The sequence below is a fragment of the Paenibacillus sp. E222 genome (assembly GCF_013401555.1).
In the GTDB taxonomy this organism is placed as follows: domain Bacteria; phylum Bacillota; class Bacilli; order Paenibacillales; family Paenibacillaceae; genus Paenibacillus.
Genome location: NZ_CP058552.1, coordinates 4,015,875 through 4,037,177, shown reverse-complemented (window position 1 = coordinate 4,037,177; position 21,303 = coordinate 4,015,875). Strand labels below are relative to the sequence as shown.

18 protein-coding genes are annotated in these 21,303 nt (G+C 44.2%); 4 read left to right on the top strand and 14 right to left on the bottom strand.

What is annotated here, in order from left to right:
• Window positions 1-215: 215 nt before the first annotated feature.
• Together HW560_RS33900 and HW560_RS18250 are read left to right on the top strand one after the other, a co-directional pair.
• Window positions 216-443, top strand: coding sequence for a hypothetical protein (locus HW560_RS33900; RefSeq protein ID WP_257031360.1), 228 nt, complete (start codon window positions 216-218; stop codon window positions 441-443).
• Between the two features lie 21 nt (window positions 444-464).
• Complete coding sequence (locus HW560_RS18250) at window positions 465-1,376, top strand: S8 family peptidase (RefSeq protein ID WP_257031359.1); 912 nt, start codon at window positions 465-467, stop codon at window positions 1,374-1,376.
• A 120-nt stretch (window positions 1,377-1,496) separates the two neighbouring features.
• Here the strand turns inward: HW560_RS18250 and HW560_RS18245 are convergent, their stop codons facing one another.
• The 10 genes from HW560_RS18245 to HW560_RS18200 form a co-directional block, all read right to left on the bottom strand.
• Window positions 1,497-1,895, bottom strand: a complete 399-nt coding sequence (locus tag HW560_RS18245; RefSeq protein WP_090900221.1) for a RidA family protein — start codon at window positions 1,893-1,895, stop codon at window positions 1,497-1,499.
• A gap of 311 nt (window positions 1,896-2,206) precedes the next feature.
• Entirely contained in the window at window positions 2,207-3,649 is a 1,443-nt protein-coding gene (locus HW560_RS18240; RefSeq protein WP_179264166.1) for a 6-phospho-beta-glucosidase, read from the bottom strand.
• Window positions 3,650-3,683: 34 nt separating this feature from the next.
• Entirely contained in the window at window positions 3,684-5,600 is a 1,917-nt protein-coding gene (locus tag HW560_RS18235; protein WP_090900227.1) for a beta-glucoside-specific PTS transporter subunit IIABC, read from the bottom strand.
• Window positions 5,601-5,965: 365 nt separating this feature from the next.
• A complete protein-coding gene (licT, locus tag HW560_RS18230) occupies window positions 5,966-6,805 on the bottom strand; it encodes a BglG family transcription antiterminator LicT (protein WP_179264164.1) in 840 nt (279 codons plus the stop codon).
• Between the two features lie 700 nt (window positions 6,806-7,505).
• A complete protein-coding gene (locus tag HW560_RS18225) occupies window positions 7,506-7,811 on the bottom strand; it encodes a DUF456 domain-containing protein (protein ID WP_090900233.1) in 306 nt (101 codons plus the stop codon).
• A 23-nt stretch (window positions 7,812-7,834) separates the two neighbouring features.
• Complete coding sequence (locus tag HW560_RS18220; protein ID WP_090900236.1) at window positions 7,835-8,395, bottom strand: DEAD/DEAH box helicase family protein; 561 nt, start codon at window positions 8,393-8,395, stop codon at window positions 7,835-7,837.
• Between the two features lie 181 nt (window positions 8,396-8,576).
• Window positions 8,577-9,665 carry an acyltransferase gene (locus HW560_RS18215; protein WP_179264162.1) on the bottom strand — a complete coding sequence of 363 codons (1,089 nt, stop codon included), beginning with the start codon at window positions 9,663-9,665 and terminating at the stop codon, window positions 8,577-8,579.
• A gap of 151 nt (window positions 9,666-9,816) precedes the next feature.
• Window positions 9,817-10,344 carry a GNAT family N-acetyltransferase gene (locus tag HW560_RS18210; protein ID WP_090900242.1) on the bottom strand — a complete coding sequence of 176 codons (528 nt, stop codon included), beginning with the start codon at window positions 10,342-10,344 and terminating at the stop codon, window positions 9,817-9,819.
• 49 nt (window positions 10,345-10,393) lie between these two features.
• Window positions 10,394-10,789: a VOC family protein gene (locus HW560_RS18205; protein WP_109998375.1), complete on the bottom strand. Its 396-nt coding sequence runs from the start codon at window positions 10,787-10,789 to the stop codon at window positions 10,394-10,396.
• A 179-nt stretch (window positions 10,790-10,968) separates the two neighbouring features.
• Window positions 10,969-13,680 (bottom strand): alpha-L-rhamnosidase, encoded by a 2,712-nt coding sequence (locus HW560_RS18200; protein ID WP_179264160.1) that lies wholly within the window; start codon window positions 13,678-13,680, stop codon window positions 10,969-10,971.
• Window positions 13,681-13,817: 137 nt separating this feature from the next.
• Between HW560_RS18200 and HW560_RS18195 the strand changes: the two genes are divergently transcribed.
• Window positions 13,818-14,699, top strand: a complete 882-nt coding sequence (locus HW560_RS18195; RefSeq protein ID WP_179264158.1) for a helix-turn-helix domain-containing protein — start codon at window positions 13,818-13,820, stop codon at window positions 14,697-14,699.
• Window positions 14,700-14,729: 30 nt separating this feature from the next.
• Here HW560_RS18195 and HW560_RS18190 read toward each other — a convergent pair whose 3' ends face one another.
• The 4 genes from HW560_RS18190 to licT (HW560_RS18175) all read right to left on the bottom strand — a co-directional run bounded on the left by HW560_RS18190 (window position 14,730) and on the right by licT (HW560_RS18175) (window position 19,868).
• Window positions 14,730-15,323, bottom strand: a complete 594-nt coding sequence (locus tag HW560_RS18190; protein WP_090902484.1) for a 5' nucleotidase, NT5C type — start codon at window positions 15,321-15,323, stop codon at window positions 14,730-14,732.
• A 124-nt stretch (window positions 15,324-15,447) separates the two neighbouring features.
• A complete protein-coding gene (locus HW560_RS18185; protein ID WP_179264156.1) occupies window positions 15,448-16,911 on the bottom strand; it encodes a glycoside hydrolase family 1 protein in 1,464 nt (487 codons plus the stop codon).
• Window positions 16,912-16,961: 50 nt separating this feature from the next.
• Window positions 16,962-18,881 carry a beta-glucoside-specific PTS transporter subunit IIABC gene (locus HW560_RS18180; RefSeq protein WP_179264154.1) on the bottom strand — a complete coding sequence of 640 codons (1,920 nt, stop codon included), beginning with the start codon at window positions 18,879-18,881 and terminating at the stop codon, window positions 16,962-16,964.
• Window positions 18,882-19,025: 144 nt separating this feature from the next.
• A complete protein-coding gene (gene licT, locus HW560_RS18175) occupies window positions 19,026-19,868 on the bottom strand; it encodes a BglG family transcription antiterminator LicT (RefSeq protein WP_053780809.1) in 843 nt (280 codons plus the stop codon).
• Window positions 19,869-20,143: 275 nt separating this feature from the next.
• Here licT (HW560_RS18175) and HW560_RS18170 point away from each other — a divergent pair, with 275 nt between their 5' ends.
• Window positions 20,144-21,169 carry a hypothetical protein gene (locus HW560_RS18170; protein ID WP_179264152.1) on the top strand — a complete coding sequence of 342 codons (1,026 nt, stop codon included), beginning with the start codon at window positions 20,144-20,146 and terminating at the stop codon, window positions 21,167-21,169.
• Window positions 21,170-21,303: the final 134 nt, after the last annotated feature.

Genomic DNA, 21,303 nt, shown 5'->3' with positions numbered 1-21,303 from the left:
CCACATTCCTTATCTTTAGTTTCGAGCCCCTTTTCAGCTCCGTATACGAATCCAACTAAGCGCAAGTTCGCTCTCTGTTTACAATTCTACCGAAATAAACTCTTCCTATCAATCTATCTAAACGACTAACCAAAATAAAAGAAAGCCCGCGCGATTTGATAGGGATTGCATACGATAAGGCGTGTCATCAATCAAAATTCGAGGGAGGAGAACATATGTGGTTATCGCTAGGAATCTCTGCTGCAGCTCTGCTGGCCATTGGGTTCGTATATCGTTATGTGGAAGATAAACTTGCAGCCAAAAAGTTTCATCCCCACGCACCCAAGCAGCTGTTAATCAAGTTCAAGGAAGGTACGACATCCGACGAGATGTACACTCTGCATAAAAAAGCAAAATGTAACGTAGCCGAAACGTATGAAGATCTGGGCTGGTATCGCATTTAATCAAGAAAGAAAATGCAGCGTATGTTGAAGCACTACAAGGACCATGTGCTCATCGAGCACGCTGAACCGAACTACTACCTACAGGCATCATTTACGCCAAATGACCCGTTTTTTCCTTACCAGTACAATCTACCAAAAATCAATGCTCCTGCTGCCTGGGATATTTCCCAGAGTAACAGCTCGGTGAAAATCGCGATCATTGACACTGGCGTGCAGTTAAACCACCCTGAGCTTGCTGGCAAGCTCCTTCCCGGATACGATTACGTTAATTATGATAGTATTCCCGAAGATGGTAACGGGCACGGCACCCATGTAGCTGGAATTGCAGCTTCTATAACCAATAATGGAGTTGGCATTGCTGGTGTGGCACCGCTCGCTTCGATTGTCCCGCTACGAGTGTTGGACAACAATGGACAAGGTACAACGGGCAACGTCGGAAACGGACTTGTTTACGCGGCCAACAACGGTATTCAAGTCGTTAACCTGAGTCTCGGTGGGCCAACGGGAGAAGCTTTCCTTCAAGCTGCCGTGCAATATGCATGGGATCGGGGCGCTGTCATCATCGCGGCAGCAGGTAATGATAATACTTCGTATCCGATTGTACCTGCATCTTATCCCAACGTCATTGCGGTAGCTTCAACCAATCCTTCCGATCTCAAATCGAATTTCTCAAACTATGGATCGTGGGTAGATATGGCTGCACCGGGTGATAGCATTTTGTCCACATACCTGGGCGGCTCCTATGCTTATCTAAGCGGAACGTCCATGGCGGCTCCCCATGTAGCGGGAGTGGCTGCATTACTGGCTGCTCAAGGGAAAACCAATGCCCAGATTCGCGATGCCCTATGCTTCGCATCCGATCCCGTATCCGGCTCCGGTGTCTACTGGACGTATGGGCGACTGAATGCCTATCAGAGTCTGCAAGTGCCATAACATTTACATTCACTCATAATGGCATGGATGATCGCCATACCATTTCTCACGAATAAAGAAACCAAAAAAAACCATGGTGCTTCTATTGAAGCTCCATGGTTTAAATAAGTTTAATTGGTTCTACACTTTTGCTGCCCAAATTTCGATTTCAATTTTAATTTCTGGTAAACCTAATTCCGTAATATATCCAATTGTCATCGCAGGATAATCATGACTGAATAATTGTCCCCACTCAGCGTATAAGAAATCCCAATCGATTTTCTCCGTTGCCCATATGTTAACTTTGATAATATGTTCGGCATCTAAATGCTCGGATTCGAGTACTGTTTTAATATTATTGAATGTATTCGTGACTTGTTCATTCAGACTTTCTGGAAAGTGTCCGCTACGATCTGCTCCAATTTGACCCGACGTCACGAACAACTCTGCATTCCTCGGAATTCTTGTAATATGCGTGTACTGTCCTACAGGAGCTGGCATATTAGCTGGATTTTTTCTAGTAATTTTGTCGATTTTCATGTTGATTACCTCGTCATTCTTAAGATTTTTCTGCGTTATTCCCTAGTTTTCTTCCTAATTTGGGCGCACTTCTCCCTTGGAATAGATTCTAGAAAAAGACAGCAGTGGAGTATCCATATCCCGTAGATATAAATGCAAGTGATTTTTTCTTCATGATTGGATGCTCCTCCCTTCTTAAGTGACAAGATTCTCTTGATCTCTTGATTATATATGTGAAACAAATCATGAGTCAAATTCATCCCTATAAGCAAAGAGCAATCCCGCGTCAACGAGACTGCTCTTCGTATACTCAAAAGGGACTACACCTGGAGTTAAAAATATTGCGCTCCATTATTGGCAATAACCTCTTTATACCAATGGAAACTTTTCTTTTTCACTCTGCGAAGTGTGCCGCTTCCGTCATTGTTCCGGTCTACATAAATGTAACCGTATCGCTTTTTCATCTCCCCGGTACCCGCACTGACCAGATCAATCGGTCCCCAGCTCGTGTAACCCAAAAGCTCAACCCCGTCCTGAATGGCTTCAGCCATCTCGGCAAAATGACGATTCAGATAGTCGATACGATAATCGTCTTCAACGGTATCATCCTCCAGCAACACATCCGTTGCGCCAAGTCCATTTTCCACAATAAACAATGGTTTACCATAACGGTCATACAGCTGGTTGCAGGTAATTCGAAGACCCTTCGGATCAATCGTCCAGCCCCATTCGGAAGCTTGAAGATACGGATTTTTCACTGAACCAAACACATTACCTTCGGTCGAATCCTTCAAAATCTCTGGATCGGTACTTGTACAGCGACTGGCGTAATAACTGAATCCAATATAGTCAACTGTATTCTGCATGAGAATATCTGCATCTTCCGGCTGCATATCAATGACGATCTCGTTTTCTCTGAAGAAACGCTTCGTATACCCAGGATACGCTCCTTTGGACTGAACATCGATAAAAAAGAACGACTCCCGATCCTGCTCCATGGCTTTCCATACATCGTCTGGATTGGAAGTGTACGGATAAACCATGCCCGCTGCTAGCATGCAGCCAATCTGTGCACCTGGAATGATCTCATGACAGGCCTTTACAGCCAGAGCACTCGCAACCAATTCATGATGCGCTGCCTGATAGAGAACCTGCTCTTTATTCTCACCTTCCTGAAGAACAATACCAGCTCCAATGTACGGAAGATGCAGCAGCATATTGATTTCATTAAACGTCATCCAGTATTTGACCTTGTCCTTGTAACGATTAAACAAAGTCTTTGCATAAGTCTCAAAGAAACCAATCATCTTACGGTTCTTCCAACCGCCATATGTTTCGACCAGATGCACAGGGACATCAAAGTGACAGATGGTGACCACAGGTTCAATATTGTATTTCAACAATTCGTCGAAGACATCATCGTAAAACTGCAATCCTGCCTCATTCGGCTCAGCGTCATCACCATTAGGGAAAATCCGTGCCCAGGCAATGGACATTCTGAAGCACTTGAATCCCATTTCCGCGAATAGCGCAATGTCTTCTTTATACCGATGGTAAAAATCAATCGCTTCATGCGAAGGATAAAACTCTCCATCTTTCGGCTCATATGAATCGAGATTACCCAAAGCAATAGGGAAGCGATTAGCCCCTGTGGGGATCAGGTCGACTGTAGTTAACCCTTTGCCACTTTCAAGATAGGCTCCTTCAAGCTGATTCGCTGCCGTTGCTCCTCCCCAGAGAAAATTCTCCGGGAAGGCTGTTAATTTTTCATACATTCACATCTGCCTCCTATCCATAATGAACGTTTAATTAACCGAGCACTGTGATCAATTTATCTTTCTCTTTCACAGATGCATCTTTCGTGCCCACTACATCCAGATAATTGGACGTGTTCGTAATAATAATCGGTGTAACTGTCTCATACCCGGCATCCTTGATCGCTTGCAGATCAAATTCCATAATCAGATCGCCCACATTAACACGGTCGCCATCTTTTACATGAGCTGTGAAATGCTGACCTTTCAATTGCACGGTATCCTGTCCGATATGAATCAGCATCTCAACACCATCATCCGTTACAAGTCCAATAGCGTGTTTGGTGCGATATACCGTTTGTACAACTCCCGTGATTGGAGATACAACTCTGCCGCTGGTTGGACGAATCGCAATCCCTTTACCCATATGCTCTCCTGCAAAGGTAACATCATTGATCTCTTTCAGTTCAACCACTTCACCAGCCATTGGGCTGAAAATTTCATATCTGTTGTTCGGGTTTGGATCGAGTACCGGGGCTGGAGCTGGTGTAGCCGCTTTGTCCACCGGATCTTTGAAACCAACAACATACGTCAAGATGAAACCAAGGATGAATGCAATAATGGTTGCTGCAACCGTCCAGAAGAATACGGAATTCATACCCTCTGTAGGACTTACATAGCTCGGATAACCGAAGATTCCAAGACCACCAATTATATAACCTTTAGTTCCGGCAAAACCAAGGATACCACCACCAATACCACCAGCAATACAGCTCATGATAAACGGTTTTTTCAGTGGCAATGTTACGCCGTAAATCGCTGGTTCAGTGACACCGAAAATACCAGATATAAACGCAGGTGCACCGAGTGTTTTTATTTTTTGACTTTTCGTTTTCAGAATAACCGCAAGCACTGCACCGATTTGAGCAAAGGAAGCTGCAAATGACAATGCCAGAATCGAATCATAACCAAGCGTTGCAAGGTTAACGAATGCCAATGGAACGAGTCCCCAGTGGAGTCCAAACAAGACGAATACTTGCCACAAACCGCCGATTACAAGTCCTGTAAGTAAAGGGCTCAGTCCGTAAATCGAAGATGTAAATGCACCTAACAGTTGACCCGCCCATGTCGCAACCGGCCCAATTACCAAGAACGTAAGTGGTACAATAACTAGTAAAGTACAAAATGGAACTAGGAAATTGCTGACTACTTTAGGCATAACCTTTTTGAAGAAACGTTCGATTTTGACCGCAAAGAACGTTGCTAAGATAATCGGAATAACGGATGAAGCATAATCCATTAAAATAACCGGTATACCTAGAAACTCGATCCGAATCGGTGATTCGAACAGTGTGCCTGCAAATAAAGTGTACAACGGTTCTCCAGCACGAATTCCTGCAAGTGTTGGATAGACTAATGATGCACCAATGGCCATACCTAGGAATGGACTTCCACCGAATTTTTTAATAGCTGTGTATCCAAGGAAGATCGGGAAGAAGTAGAATAAACAATCCCCAATGGCATTTAATAATGCATACGTACCAGCAGTATTGTCTACCCAACCCAAGGACACGAACATAGCAGTGAAACCTTTAATCATTCCCGTCGCTGCGAGTAATCCAAGCACTGGAGTAAATACACCAGAAATCATATCTACAAAGCGGTTAAACAAACTGCCTTTTGGACCTGAATCTGAATCTGTCTCATCTACTTGACCTTCAGCAGACAAGTTACCTGCCTTTACTACGGCTTTATATACATCCGGCACTTCATTGCCGATTACGACCTGATACTGTCCACCACTCTGCATAACGGTAATGACACCCGGCAGATTTTTAAGTTCTTCCGTTTTAGCAACGCTTTCATCTTTGAGTTTAAAACGCAATCTGGTTACGCAATGGAATACACTGTTTACGTTTTTAGCTCCACCTACACCAGACAAAATGTCTTTGGCCAGTTGATCGTAGTTCATAGTAATTCTCCCTCTCTAAGTAGACTCCCGATGCTTGTGAAACAAAGAAAACCTGAACTACTGAACATACACAACGTACCGAAAAATCCGGAAACAAGTCGTGATATTCAGCAATTCAGGTTTTGCCCTTAACGGTTGCAACCCTGTAAGGCTGTACACAGCGATATTCAGTTGTTACACTAACAACTTCATCTTAAAGTAAGTTGCAACCCATCTTTACGGACCAGAGTGGTCGGAAGTATCGGAATTGCCTGATTGAACAGTTACAATCCGATTGATGTATGCGCTTACTTTATGGATTCATAATATAATAACTTCTGAACTATTGCAAGCGTTTTTTTAAGAATCTTTATTTTGTAATATCGTTACTCAGATGTGGCATGTACCACACGCTCAATATGAATGGTTAAATACATCATTTCTTCGTTAGTCAGTTGATACGTGTAGTTGTTTTCAATGAATTTTCGAATTTTCTCCGAGCACTTGTGCGCTTCTGGATACTTTTTCTGAATCATCTCGAATAACTCATCGTCGTTGTTACTCTTGTAATGCTTGCCTTTTACCAGCCGTTGAGCGAAAAACTTCAGATGGGTCACAAATCGATAATAATTCAGTGAGTTCTCGTCAAAGTCCATTTTGAAATGATATTTGATGATCGTCAGAATCTCCTGCATGACCTGCGTCATACTTCGAATGTTAGGCATCTCTTCGTTTAGTGCTGCATTCACAAAATGAAGTGCCATAAAACCCGCCTCATCTTCCGGCAAAAGCACACCAAACTGATCACAAATCATATTTAGCGCTTCCAGCCCTACCTCATATTCATCCTTGTAAAGCTGCTTGGTCTCCCAGAGCAATCCATTACGGATGGGCAGATTGTTACGATAACGTTCAATGGCAAAATGAATATGATCTGTCAGATGCAGGTAGATGCTCTCATTGAGCTTCTTGCCCAGTTTCAGCTTGGCATAGGCAATAATCTCCTCAGACACTTTCATGTATTCCAGTGGTATGCTCGCGATTAATGCCTTGAAATTTTCCTGAATATTTTCATTCTGTAAAGTAAATATCTTATCAATATGCTGCTCGGACACCTCATCACCGGCTCGCTTCTGAAAAGCAATTCCCCGGCCAATGACAATGACTTCACGTTCGTCTTTCATCGCAACTACAGCATTATTGTTTAACACCTTCTCGATCTTCACTTTATCCACTCCAATATACAGAAAAAGGCAAACCGTACCTTCTACGAGGTCACTGGCCTTGCCCATTTCACATCAATGTTAACTATATGTGCGTTCATGGTATTACATTTTTCTACATTGTGCAACATAAAAATCGATGATGCTTTACCCCTAACAACCATTTTTTGAATGTCTAAATGGAACTGTTTAGTCGCTTTGTATTTTTTCTGTTTGCGCATATCGAATCTGCATCTATTTACCTTCCCTCACAAACCACGCCCTTAGCATGACGTTTTATCCAGTGAATTATACTTACACAGAGAGCATTAGATCGATAATTTCAATACCTGCCTGCACCAGATCTGTGTCAGACAGCCTACTACTCACCTTCCACTTCGTCCACTTATAAACCAAAATTAATAAGTACGTTTATGAACATTTTAGCGTCATTCCAGATTAAAAGCGCTTGCACTTATTCGCTATTTTTTTGATTATCCGCCTCTTAAAATCCTGCTGAATTCCGATCATAAATAAACAAAAAAAGCCCTCCCTAGAGGAGGACTTAATGTGTCCGAATGATGAAAAATGGCATACAAAAAAATTAATTATTATTATTTTGTCACGATTTGCTCACTTTTTTCGCAGACATATATCATCTCAAGACTATCATCAGTCAACGGCGTAACATGCCAATCCTTTTCCCTTTTCGTGTAGTGTTTGATCATGATTTATTCTTTTTGCTTTCCTTCTCCAGCTCTGCTTCAATTCTTCGATTAATGATCTTCAACTGATCCGAGTCCAAGTGATCCATATCGGTTAACTGTTTATCGATCTGGTACTCTTCCGCTTCACCCTTGTGCATCAGTCCTAGATGATGCTTAATGGAACGAATATCCTCGCGCATACTCATGGTCTGACGATAATTGTCTGCAACAAGTGCAAATATAATAGCACCTACCAAAATCGTACCATATGGGAACAGAAGACACAGAACAAATCCTACTATTAGAGCCAAAATGAGATACATACTTTATTCGCCTCCCCTTATAATTACAGTTTGAATCGTTCTTGGATTAGCTGCGCCACGTCTTTCGGGCTCTTATTGGTGTTATTAATCCGAATATAATGCTCATGCGTAATTTCTCCGGGCTCTGAGTTCAACCGATATTTCTCCATACTCGAAAGCAGGTCCTGCTCAGACCATTCGATATTACGCTTCGTTGCTTTGTGCAGCAGCCGATGTGGACTCTTGTTACGCTCCACTCGTTCGGTCGGATCAGCCTCCAGTTCAACATAATATACCTCTGCACCTCTGGACTCGAACAACGCACTGACTTTGCGTATGTACTCCCAATCCTCTTTTATATCGAATGCCCACACAAATGTAAAAATCAAACCGGGCAGCTCACTCTTCGCCACTTCTTCAAAAATCTCCTGACGGAACAGATTAACAAGTCTCTTTCCTTGAGGTGTACCATAACTGAAATAAGGTGACACCAGTTCAATCGTCATATGATTGTGAAACAATTTCAGATCGGTGATCTTCTCCAATTCCTGACCCACCGTCATTTTCCCCACAGCCTGTGGACCAAAAATAATGATAAACTTCATCCCATCACTCCTGACATCAACGATATGTATACCATTACTTGAATTTTCTGGACATTAGTCCATAATAACGCCTCTTGGACAAATAAAAAAGAGATTTCAAGTCATCCACTGAAAATTACAGGGCTTGAAATCTCTCTTTTCGGCTTCACTTTATATTCATCATTTCACAGTCTACCCAACGTTAACGTCCGATCAGAACCCATCCCCACTTCATTCTTCTAAGTCCCATGGCAATCATCCATGAGAGCAGAATTGCCACAACATAAGACAGCATAATGCCCAGGCTGAAGTGTGGAGCGAGTTCCACGGAAAGCTCTCTTCTCCAGAACAAAAGCACTAATGGGTGTATTAAAAATACACCAAACGCCACCGTACCCAAAGAGTTCAGAATGCGAGTTGTCCGATTAGATCCATTCTGGTTCCATGCACCTATTCGTTCACATACGATCAGTAAGAGTAAGCAGGCTGAGAGGGTAAACAGATTACGGAATAGAAATAGCAGCGTATAGGTTAGCGCCGGAGTTGCGGCGAAAGCCGTTTTTATATAAGTATTGCCGTAAATAAAGACTGCTCCTCCGCTCAACAATGCAGCAATCAGCACATAACGGTACGAGAACAATTTCTTCAATGCCGCATCGAAGTTCAACCCAATCCAAGCACCGAATCCAATAACAATCAGGTAACTGGGCAGCAAACTCCCCATCCGTGAGAAATGAAACTGCAAATGCAGTGCGTAAAAAACAGCCTGCGCCGCAATAAAGAACAACGGTAAATATCGATTAAATAAACGGTAACGTGTTAACGAAAGAAGCAGTGGAAAAACCACATAAAATTGCAAAATAATCAGAAAAAAATATAAATGCGTATGTGCAGTACCCGTTAACAATTGCTCCGAGAACTGCTTCACATGTGCCAGAGGCTCTTTGCCTGCTAGCCATTGTTTGACGATAAAATAAATGAGTGACCAGGCCAGATAAGGCACAAAAACATAAAATAATCGCTTTTTATAAAAAGCGAGCATCCAGCCCTTTTCCTTCATCTTGGAGCTGTAATTATAAAACAACACCAATGAGGACAAGAACAAAAATGCAGGTACGGCGAATTGCAGAAAGCTGTTCCAAAAATAATAAAAGTTATGATCCAACGTGTGCTTGGGATAATGTGCAACGGCTGTTGAAGTCGCATGAATGGCGACCACTGCCATAATTGCAAAAGCACGATAGAGATCCAGATACTCAATATGCCGGGGCCGATTAACCGGTTGATTCATAGTAAAACCTCACTTATGCCTGATAGGATGATAGTTTCCGGCCGCAATCCAGATTCTAAGCTTTATTTTAATCAGCAAACGTTAGTAATACAATCATAATCTATATTATTTTCGTTAAATCACCCCAATTTTCAGCATTATTCGACATTAGCTATTTACCTATCCAGAACCGCTCAACGATATTTCCGTCAGGCTCTACATAGTCTTGGTCCTGAATGCCCCCGTTACGAAGAATAACTCTTCTGGATGCCTCATTATGGGCGTTACATACGACTAATACTTTGGTAATTCCGAGATGTTTGGTAATTTCCAAGGAAAGCTTGAGGATCTCCGCACCGTATCCATTCTGTCGCTCGCCTGGACGAATTCCATAACCAATATGCCCTCCGCTATGGAACAGCTTCTCATTCAATTCATGTCGTATATTTACGGCTCCAACAACTCGCTCACTCTCCGTCACGAGCCAGTATGTACTGTCTCTGACCCAGCCTTCCGGGATATCGATGCCTTGTTCGCTGCGTTCCAAAAAAGCTAACATCTCTTCATAAGGATAAGGCTCTTTCGTAATGACCCACGGTACCATTGATTCTCCGCTTGCAACCCAATCTTCATAAAATGCTACATACGCTTCTTTGTATTCAGCTGAAGGTTTAACCAGTCTGACTTTTTCTTTGCTCATTCTGCATACGTCCTCCTTACTCATATTGATATTGCTATGCTCCTTCACCCTAATATATTAATTCACAGTCGTGATGCTCCCAGACGTCGAACAGATTACCGTCCAGATCTTCAAAAGTAAAAAACTTTCCGTATATGCCCTCATCACTAACTTTCCCAACACGGACATGACCAGCAGTGAGTTCAGTATGGAGTTTAACGATATCGTCCGTGAAAAAGGTGATCACCCATCTCTTTTTCTGCTTCACTTGGAATACGGCTCTGGAATCATGATCACTTTCAATCAGATCGAGAATCGGTCTATTGTCTCTAAAAAGGCTGATATAGCCTTCTCTTGGCTGTCTAATATTAAATCCAAAATGGTTGACAAACCAAGCGGCGGACTGTTCAACATTGGATACAGGAATGACATTGTATGCAATACCTAATATTTTTCCAGTCGTCAAATATAGCCTTCTCCCTTCATTGCATCATTAATTTTTGAGCCTCGTATCGAAATGCTGAAAAGTGTCTCTTTCCAAGTAAAAAAAAAGAGAACCTGCGTGTGCAGATCCTCTACTCGGGTCCAGCTTTCACTATTATATTAGTTCACGATCCTGTTGGCAGATTCCTCTAATACACCCAGTTATACTGACTCCACCTGTTGTGCGTGGACTTCCTGATCCGCTTCAAGTACCTTGTATGTGAATTGGTAGCTTCCTGAGCCCAGAGCAATTCGTACATCTGATCCCTGCGTTAGAATTTCATGAATGTCCGCTACTTGATCCAAAGCTTTTCCGTTCTCCACAACCGTCTGCACATCTGCTCCAGGAAGAAGGACCGTGCCCGTCGTATTGGCAGGAATGGTCACATGTACCTGCATCTCGTTATTATCGCGGTGATACCAGTTGGATGTGACAGAACCGTACATGGTCTTGAAGCTCGCTTCCACCCACTCCAGTCCAGGTCCTGGTTTGGGTTCAATGTGTACGATGCGGAACCCTGGCTCTTGCTCATCTGTGTTAATTCCGGCAACATAACGATATAACCACTCCCCTATGGCGCCGTAAGCATAATGGTTGAACGAATTCATGTCTGCACTCCACAGACTGCCATCCTCCCTGATTCCGTCCCAATGCTCCCAAACCGTAGTCGCACCTTGTGTCACTTGATATAACCAGGATGGATAGTCTTCCTGAAAGAGCAGCGTATAGGCCAGATCATGATGCCCCGTATCACTCAATACCGGATTCAGATAAGGTGTTCCAACAAAACCGGTGGTCAAGTGGTTTCCTGCATCCGCAACCAGTTTTCCCAATTGATCAATGGTCCGTTTCCGAGCTGTAGAATCCAATAGGTCAAAATGCAAAGCAAGCACATGCGCGGTCTGTGTGGGGACTGCAAGTTTGCCCGCAGGTGTCACAAATTCATTTTGAAATGCAGCAACAATGTTGTCATGCAGCTTATCATAATAAGTTACATCTTCTGTATGCCCCAACACCTCAGCAGCCTTCCGTGTTAGAGAAACCGAATAAGCATAGAATGCAGTTGCTACGAAATCCTTATCTGTAGCTCCAATATAGCTGTCCGGCTTGGAATCCAGCCCGAGCCAATCCCCAAAGTGGAAACCAGTATTCCACAAGTAAGGATTCTCTCCTTGAGCATGAATGTAATTAATCCAGCGCTTCATGCTGTCATATTGCTCGGCCAACAGCCTGACATCCCCGTACATCTCGTAGATCGTCCATGGACAGATCACTGCGGCATCCCCCCAGGCAGCGGAAGAATGATTCGTATCCCCCCATCCGTCTGACGTCGAGCTCCTCAAATCAGGAACATAGAAAGGAATGCCTCCATCCTCTCCCTGATCGGACTGCAGATCCCTCAGCCATTTGGTGAAAAAAGGCGCTGTGTTCATCAGATATGAGGATGTGCGTATAAACATCTGTGCGTCTCCCGTCCAGCCCAGCCGCTCATCCCGCTGCGGACAATCTGTCGGTACGTCAAGGAAATTCCCTTTTTGCCCCCACAATATATTGTGATGAAGCTGATTCACGAGTGAACTGGAACTTTTAAAATCACCGGTTCGCTCCATATTGGAATGCAGCACTACACCGGTGAAATCCTCGAGCCGAATCTCGTCCGGGAATCCAATCAACTTCACATAACGGAATCCCTGAAATGTGAAACGTGGCTCGTACGTCTCTACTGCACCGCCTTTTAGGGTATAACGAATGCACTGCGTTGCCCCACGCAGGTTTTCAGTGTAGAAATTACCCTTATGATCCAATATCTCGGCATGTAGCAACTCAACGGTGTGCCCCGTTTCACCCTGAATGCTGAATCTTACCCAACCGACCATATTCTGTCCCATATCCAGCACACGCTCTCCCAGTGGAGTTGTAAGCAAAGCAATCGGTTTAATTTGCTCTATTGGCGTTACGGGAACGTTCTCTTGTGCAATAATAATCTCCTTCGAGTAATCCAGCACACGTACTGGCGACCATTGGACTGAGGATGAATCCTGCCATTCAGATTCCATACGTGCATCATACGTTTCGCCCATATAAATGTCCGAGCTGCGAATGGCGCTGGGGGAACTCTTCCAGTTTCGATCCGAAATAATACGTTCTTCTGAACCATCGGTATAATGAATATGAAGTTCCAGCAGCAAGCCTGCGTTCGTACCGTATATCTTCTGCTTTTTCTCCCATCCCAAATGTCCTTTGTACCAGCCATCTCCCAGATAAGCACCGAGTATATTCTGTCCATTCTGAAGCTGATCGGTAACATCATAGACCTGATACTGCAATCGCTTACTATAACTGGTCCAGCCGGGGGTGAAGTATGCTTCACCCACTCTCTGGTTATTCAGATGAAGTTCATACAATCCAAGTGCTGTCACATAAATTCTTGCCGATGTTACAGGCTTTATCAGTTCAAACAAGGTACGCAGTCGTGGGCAAGACTCATCCTGCTGAGAGGAAGGATCGACTGTGATCCACTCCGCCTGCCAGGCATCTTCCCTACCCATGAATCCCGTCTCGAAATACGCTGTCTCCGACCAGTCTGATTCATCTCCTGCACGATCCCAGGCACGAATGTGATAATAGTAACGGGTTCGTGCTTCGGGCACCCATTGATCCAGTTCAACATGAATGGACTGATCAGAGCTTTTTTTGCCAGAATCCCATTCCATCTGAGCAAAATCTTCCGTCCGTGACAACTGAATTTGATAATCTGACTGTACACAATTTCTGTGATCGGATTGCAAATGCCAGCTTAATCTGGGCGACGTGATATCTAGTCCAATCGGATTTATTCTATACTCACAACGCAGATGACTTACGGTCAACATCAGAGAAACATCCCTTTCCATCGTGGTTTCCTATTCAAGGTTACGATATAATTATATCGATTCTGTGATCGGAAATACCCGGCAATGAGGACAGTTTAACCCGGTAATCTGGTCATTCCAACCAAGGAGGCTGTCTCGTGAATCCAACCATACAACTGTTCAAGAGCGAATCCTTTTTTCAAAATAATCTGAAGCTGTTCGTGAACCGATGTTCCGAGGATTTTGTGGTTCCTTTTCACGCACACGAGTTTGTTGAGTATAGTTATGTGGCAGAAGGAAAGGGCTTTCATCACATTGGTGACGATATTATTCCGGTACACAAAGGCATGTTATTTGTCATTCCGGTCGGCGTACCTCATGTGTTCCGTCCGGCTACCGCAAATGTATCAGAGCATCCACTCATTATCTATAACTGTCTGTTCAATTCCGAACTGATCCACACCTTGTCCATTATGATTCAGGAGACTGAGATTCAAAACCATCTGACAGACCTGGAGATGAATCGAATTCCTTATGTATCCATCACAGATTATAGCCAACTGCTGGAGGAATTAATGGTAAAGCTGTACCGTGAATCTGCCGTTCCGGGAATCGGTTCTTCCACGATCCTGTACACGCTTGTTAGCCAACTCGTCGTGACAACGTACAGACAGTTTCATCAAGCTACCTGTAATGTGAAGGAACATGCGACTGATATGGAACATATTCTTCATTACCTGGACCAGCATGTTCACGAACGAATCCGTTTAAGCGAACTGGTGAATATTTCTGGTTGGAGCGAAAGACATATTGGACGCATGTTCGTGACCCATACCGGGCGGACGTTTGGTTCTTACCTGCAACATTTGCGCATACAAAAAAGCTGTGAATTGCTGAAGAATTCACAACATAAAGTCAGTTTAATTGCTGAACTTGTAGGTTACCGGGATGTAGATTCATTTTACGCCGTCTTTAAACGAATTACAGGAGAAACCCCGCAGGGCTATCGCAGGAACTTCAGAGCAGAACCATTGAATTAAGTGTTCCTACCTTCCGTTCCTTCTCTGGGTTCATCCCTTTATTGGATAAAATCGGCTTTCTTCCTGTTCTGTTTCAAGCAGACGATCTACATAAGCCTTTGCACCTTTCCAAGACGTCATCAACGGAAACTGATGCTGCTCCCGTTCATTTATATTCCAAGGATGAGGGATACAGATGACTTTTTTTCCGTCATTCATCGCAGGTATCAGGTTATGTGCTCCATCATCAATTAACAGATCGAAGTTAATCAAGTTCTTCCGTTTACAGGTTATAAACTGTTCTGGAGATATGTATGGCATATGCTTCTGGAGCCAATTCCACTTCTCTACAACCGTTTTGGGCTCAGCCGCGGTTAGGATCAGCAGATCATAGGCTTGATGGAGCTTTTCCACCTCTTCTACCACATATTCATCGTAAATCTCCAGTTCCTCAAACAGCCCTGGTCGACCGTAAAATACATCATGTGTACAATCCGGATGGCGCAAATGGGATGTATCCCAATGTATCATATCCTCATATCGCAGCGGATGGGTTGGGAAATGGATATTGTTATGATAGATGGCTCGCTTGACCAGATGACATATGGTGTCATCCATATCTACAGCAATAATAGGTTTCTTCATCTTTATCCCCTCCAATAGGATCACAGTATATCATCATCAATGTAACAGCGCTATCCTTTTTGACCTCAAAATAAAAAGCAGCCCCTGCGCCGCAATAACTGCTGCGCAAGGACTGCCCCCGAAATCAGCCCAAATCTTCGCCATTCGTAGCGATGACGTTCTGATACCAACCAAAGCTCTTTTTCTTATAGCGATTCAATGTGCCTTGTCCGTTGTCGTCCTGATCGACGTAGATTACGCCATAACGCTTGGACATTTCAGAAGTGGACGCACTGATGATATCAATCGCACCCCAGTTGGTATACCCCATAAGGTCTACCCCATCCATGACTGCTTCTTTCATTTGTATAATATGTTTTCTCAGATAATCAATCCGATAATCATCATGAATGGAACCATCGGCCTCAACTGTATCCTTGGCACCAAGTCCGTTCTCCACGACAAACAACGGCAGTTGATAACGATCATACAGCTCTTTCAACGCCACACGAAGTCCGATCGGATCAAGCTGCCAGCCCCATTCTGTACGCTCCAGGTTCGGGTTCTTAATCGTACTGTACAGGTTGCCCCCAGTTACCCCATATTCCTCCGGATTCACTGCGGATACCAGCGATGTGTAATAGCTGAACGAGATGAAATCAACCGTATGTTCTTTCATAATCGCTTCGTCTCCAGCTTCCATCGCAATGGAAATGCCATGCTCAGCCCAATAACGAGCCATGAAGGTAGGATAACTGCCTCGCACCTGTACGTCGGTATGCAGCAGGTTCAGCTGATTATCGATCTGAGCTTGCAGTACATCCTCCGGCTTTGACGTGGCCGGGTAGTGAATCATGCGCGCAAGCATACAGCCAATCTGGAAATCAGGGTTAATCTGACGCGCCTTCTGCGTTACCAGACTGCTGGCAACAAACTGATGGTGAAGTGCTTGATAGGAAGCTTGCATCACATTATCGACACGATCTTCAATGATGCCTCCACCCGTGAATGGCTCAATAATGGTTGTGTTGATCTCATTAAACGTCAGCCAGTATTTCACCTTGTCTTTGTAGCGATTCATCACGGTCTCGGCGTATCTTACAAAATGCCCGATCACTTCCCGTCCTGCCCAGCCATTGTACTTCAATACCAATGACATCGGCATTTCATAGTGAGAGAGCGTCACGAGAGGTTCGATATGGTGCTTCCGCAATTCGTCGAACACTTCATCATAGAAACGCAATCCTTCTTCATTCGGCTCAGCATCGTACCCGTTCGGGAAAATACGCGGCCAGTTGATGGAAAGACGGAATGTCTTGAAACCAAGCTCAGCGAATAACGCAATGTCCTCTTTGAAGCGGTGATAGAAATCAATACCGTAACGCTTCGGGTATCCCTTCGCACTGTGATGAGCCATCGCTTTCTCAACCGTTGCACTGGTCACGTGCATCAGTTCTCTAAGGTTGGTGTAATCCTTTTTCTCAAAATAAGGAACCATATCCGCTGTGGACCAGCCTTTACCCCCTGCATCAAATCCACCTTCAGCCTGGTTGGCGGCAATTGCGCCGCCCCACAGAAAACCTTCTGGAAACCCTTGTCGATTGATCATGCATATCTCTCCTCTTCTTATGGATGTCGTCTTAAGTTCGTCTTTCGGCTTTAAATTTCAGCCTTCAATACTTCTTCACCGATCGAAATTGCACCCAATTTCACAGGCAGAACCTGCTTGTAATCTGCTGTATTCGTAACGACCATCGCCGTTGTAATGTCATATTCCTTGGCAATTTGATCAAGTTCAAACGTGAGTAACTTGTCTCCTACCTGTACACGTGCTCCCGTAGCGACATGGGCTTCAAAATACTGTCCGCGCAGTTTCACGGTGTTAATCCCCACATGGATCAGAAGCTCCATTCCGTTATCACTGCGGACCACGATCGCGTGTTTCGTTTTGAACACATTCATGACGGTACCTGTAACTGGTGACACCAGTTCGCCCACCGTTGGAACAAATGCCACACCTTTACCCATCAATTCATCGCCAAACGTTGGATCATTAACTTCTTTAAGTGCGATTGCTTTACCCGTCATCGGTGCGATGGCTACCGCATCATTCGTTGGTATTGGAGCACCCATATCGTCCACGTTCACGTTTGCAGCATTGCTGGAAGGTGCCGCCGCCGGTGCCGCAGAAGCGCCTGGTGAGAATTGAGCCAACGCCTCTGCATCACCCTCTTCTTCCTTGATCCCGAACACAGTAGACACAATTGCACCTACTACAAAGGCAAGTATCATACCGCCAAAGGAGTACCAGAAGGTTTGTCCGATCAGGGATGGCAGACCCGGAAGACCACCGTTACCCGCAAGCACATAAGCTTTGGCTCCAAAAGCAAGAGCGAATCCGCCACCCACGGCACTACCAATCATCGCAGCAGCGAACGGTTTTTTATATTTCATGTTCACGCCGTACATAGCTGGCTCGGTTACACCCATCAGAGCTGTAAAGCTGGTCGACAATGCAACGGTTTTGAGCTTTTTGTCTTTTGCACGGAAGAATACGCCCAACGTCGCTCCGGCCTGTCCCATATTGGAGATGAACGTCAGTGGCAAGAATTTATCGAAGCCTAATGTAGCAATATTGCTCAGGATGATCGGTACGAGCGCATAGTGCATACCTGTCATAATAATGAGCGCCATCGCGCCTCCAAGAACAATACCTGCAATTAATCCGCCTTCGTTCAGCAGCCAGTTAATACCACCGGACAAGCCACTACCTACAAATGTACCCAGTGGACCGATCGCAATCAGTGTTACCGGAACCATAACAAGCAAGGTAATCAGTGGCACAAGCAGCAGCTTCAATGCTGCCGGGATAACGCGGTCAACCCATTTCTCAACATAAGACATTAACCATACGGCAAGCAAAATCGGAATAACCGATGAGGCATAACTGACAGCCGTTACCGGAATGCCAATAAACGCAACCGATTCACCGCTGGATAGCAATGCGCCCATATCGGGATACATCAGCGCAGTACTTAGCGCAATGGCTACAAACGGATTACTGCCGAATTTGCGAGCGGCACTAACCGCAATTAGCAGCGGAAGGAAGTAGAATACGCCATCCCCAATGGCTGAAAGAATACGGTACGTGTCAGTACCTGCTGACATCCACTCCAGAGATACGAATAATGCAAGCAATCCTTTGAGCATACCCGCAGCTGTAATTGCTGGCAGCATTGGTGCGAAGACACCTGCGATCGTCTCAAAAATATTGAGAATTACATTTTTATTTTTTTCCGGTTTAGCTTGTTTATTTTCTGTACTTTGCTGTATTGCCGGATGTTCCTTCACCATAGCATCGAATACTTTGGATACGTCATTCCCGATAATCACCTGGAATTGATCTCCAGAGATATTCGTTCCCATGACTTTATCCAGCTTCTTGAGTGAGTTATTATCCACTTTATCGTTATTTTTCAGATCAAATCTCAGTCGTGTGACGCAATGATATACCGAGTTGATATTGTTTGTTCCCCCAACGGCTTTGATGATTTCCTGTGCCGTTTCCTGATGTTTCATGATCGTTTCCTCCTCATTTTTCCAATAAAAAATACCCGAACAAATAGCCACGTCTTCTACGTGTCATTCATTCGGGTATTGCCTGATTGAACAGTAACAAGCCCATTTGATATTTAGTTAGGTTCTGGTTCATGTTCTTATCATTCATTGCTCACGCTTCGGTTTCATTAACCGCTCCAGATGAAGGGTCAGATACAACTGTTCCGAATGCGTCATATCATACTGGTAGTTCTTATGGATAAATGTTTCAATCTTGCCGATACATTTGAAGGTTTCGGGATAGTTTTTCCGTACAACTTCATATAAATACTCCTCCGCATCGTCGTGTGAAGAGTGAGTAATTACCCGTTGGCAGAAATACTTCAAATGAGTAATGAAACGGAAATAGTTGACGCTATCTTCATCCAATTCAACATTGAAGTGATATTTGATAATGTTCATAATCTCTTGCAGCAGCTGCATCAAATGGGTGACGTCGTTCATGGAATCATTGACTTCGGCATTGATGAAATGCAGCGCTATGTTGCAAATTTCATCTTTGGGAAACTCCACATCCAGTCTTTCCTTCAGCAGGGTGAGCGCTTCCCGGGCCACGTCGAACTCGGCCTTGTAGAAATGCTGCACTTCCCAAGAGAGCGGATTTCGTGTAATCATTCCCTTTTCCAAACGCTGGACAGCAAAATGAATGTGATCCGACAGTGAGACATAAATCCCGTCACTGATGGTTTTGTTCAATTGCGTACGTGCCAGTGTCACAATATCATCTGTCGCCTGCAGGATTTCAATCGGCACTTCTGTGACGATGGACTTGAACTTCTCATAGATCGATGCATCCTGAAGCCGGAAGACTTTCTCAATCCGTTCTTCATCAATCTCATCGCCCGCCTTGAACTTAAATCCGATACCCCGGCCGAGGATCAGCAGTTCCTGATTTTTGTCATCCACGGTACTGACAATATTGTTATTAAATATCTGTTTAATAATCATGTTGGACCCACCTGTTTTTTTTGAGGATCAAAAAAGGGCAAAACCAAAATAGAAATAATAAAAATCATTTCCATAGTGGTTTTGCCCGCATTACCGGTAACAAGCCTCGGGTATAATTTATCACAACCTGAAAACGGTGTCAACCCAAAATGCTACCACTGCTAATTCACTACATTCCATATACATGCAACATTCCCCTTAAATTCCACGTCAAAAGGAATATAAGCTTTATTGTTTACCTTTTATCAATTAAACAAACAGGAGGATTCTTTACAATGAACAAATTCAAATCCGTTACAGCAACTCTTGCAGCCATAACCCTGCTATTATCCGCAACCCCCATATCCGCAGCAACGCAGAGCAATTCCTCAGCAGTAATAGCAAATACCCAGGCTCCCCTGAATCTCAATGAAACAGCGATGAAACGATTAACCGAAGCCATCACAGCTTTGGTAGGTAAACAGACGGTGCAATTCACCAGTTCCAGTCCAGGGCTGGGCGATGACGAGTTGTCGGTGGAAGGCATCGTTAAGGGAGCCGCAACCGCTACATCTTCGCAGGTCTATAATGAAAAAGAAGACCGTGTAGAGTCGACCGTCCTGATCTACCGAGCTTCAGATATACATACATTTATGGATAATGCGCTTCGTCTCAAAATAGACACCTTTCTGAAATCGTTTGACCCCAAGCAAACCTTCAAGCCTGATGCCGTGTGGCGGGTCAATAATACAGGCAAAGAAGGCGGGCTCAATAACTATTGGGTAATCTGGGGAGAACATCAAAGTGTTTACATCGATGTAGACAACAACAATGAAATTACAGCCAGTTTCACGTACGCCCTGCAAAACGCTGATGCTTCCCTGACCAACAAAGCCAGAAACGCATTGAAAACTTTGGGCATTTCACAAACGAAGGCGTTTGATTTTGTGCTGCGTCAGCAAAAAGGAAAAGACTCCTTCTGGAACTATCGCGATGACGGTGATATTAATCATGTATTTATTGGAGCCAAGACAGGCAAGGTGTGGGCAATCCAAAATGATTTTGGCAAGGACTGGAGCGGGTACAAGGATTTCAACAAATCCTTCGCCAAACCTAAGCTGAGCAAATCACAAGCCTTGTCCGCTGCATCACCGAAAGTAAAATCCCTTTTTGGCATCCAACTGAAAGGCTATACGGTCACAATTAAAGAAAATAAGTACACCTTTACGAAAAAAGGAGCTGCTACCGTTGTCGGGGAAATCAACAAAAAAGGGGTATTCTATTCGCTTGAGGTTCAGCCATCGAACGGTGTGCGGAATTAGTCAGCCATCTGGAGATACAACAGGATACAAGGGCCTTGTATAAAAGCAATCACCTGAAAACAGTCTATCCGTCGTCTTTTGGAATGGAGTACAACTACAACTATGAGCCCTTCGACGGAAGGGCTCATAGTTAC

Bases quoted from the DNA above. Each gene is read 5' to 3' on its own strand.
- HW560_RS18220 (WP_090900236.1), bottom strand. From the start codon at position 8,395: ATGAAGTTTATCATTATTTTTGGTCCACAGGCTGTGGGGAAAATGACG.
- licT (WP_053780809.1), bottom strand. From the start codon at position 19,868: ATGATTATTAAACAGATATTTAATAACAATATTGTCAGTACCGTGGAT.
- HW560_RS18215 (WP_179264162.1), bottom strand. From the start codon at position 9,665: ATGAATCAACCGGTTAATCGGCCCCGGCATATTGAGTATCTGGATCTC.
- HW560_RS18200 (WP_179264160.1), bottom strand. From the start codon at position 13,680: ATGTTGACCGTAAGTCATCTGCGTTGTGAGTATAGAATAAATCCGATT.
- HW560_RS18225 (WP_090900233.1), bottom strand. From the start codon at position 7,811: ATGTATCTCATTTTGGCTCTAATAGTAGGATTTGTTCTGTGTCTTCTG.
- HW560_RS18180 (WP_179264154.1), bottom strand. From the start codon at position 18,881: ATGAAACATCAGGAAACGGCACAGGAAATCATCAAAGCCGTTGGGGGA.
- HW560_RS18185 (WP_179264156.1), bottom strand. From the start codon at position 16,911: ATGATCAATCGACAAGGGTTTCCAGAAGGTTTTCTGTGGGGCGGCGCA.
- HW560_RS33900 (WP_257031360.1), top strand. From the start codon at position 216: ATGTGGTTATCGCTAGGAATCTCTGCTGCAGCTCTGCTGGCCATTGGG.
- HW560_RS18235 (WP_090900227.1), bottom strand. From the start codon at position 5,600: ATGAACTACGATCAACTGGCCAAAGACATTTTGTCTGGTGTAGGTGGA.
- HW560_RS18190 (WP_090902484.1), bottom strand. From the start codon at position 15,323: ATGAAGAAACCTATTATTGCTGTAGATATGGATGACACCATATGTCAT.
- HW560_RS18250 (WP_257031359.1), top strand. From the start codon at position 465: ATGTTGAAGCACTACAAGGACCATGTGCTCATCGAGCACGCTGAACCG.
- HW560_RS18240 (WP_179264166.1), bottom strand. From the start codon at position 3,649: ATGTATGAAAAATTAACAGCCTTCCCGGAGAATTTTCTCTGGGGAGGA.
- HW560_RS18245 (WP_090900221.1), bottom strand. From the start codon at position 1,895: ATGAAAATCGACAAAATTACTAGAAAAAATCCAGCTAATATGCCAGCT.
- HW560_RS18210 (WP_090900242.1), bottom strand. From the start codon at position 10,344: ATGAGCAAAGAAAAAGTCAGACTGGTTAAACCTTCAGCTGAATACAAA.
- HW560_RS18170 (WP_179264152.1), top strand. From the start codon at position 20,144: ATGAACAAATTCAAATCCGTTACAGCAACTCTTGCAGCCATAACCCTG.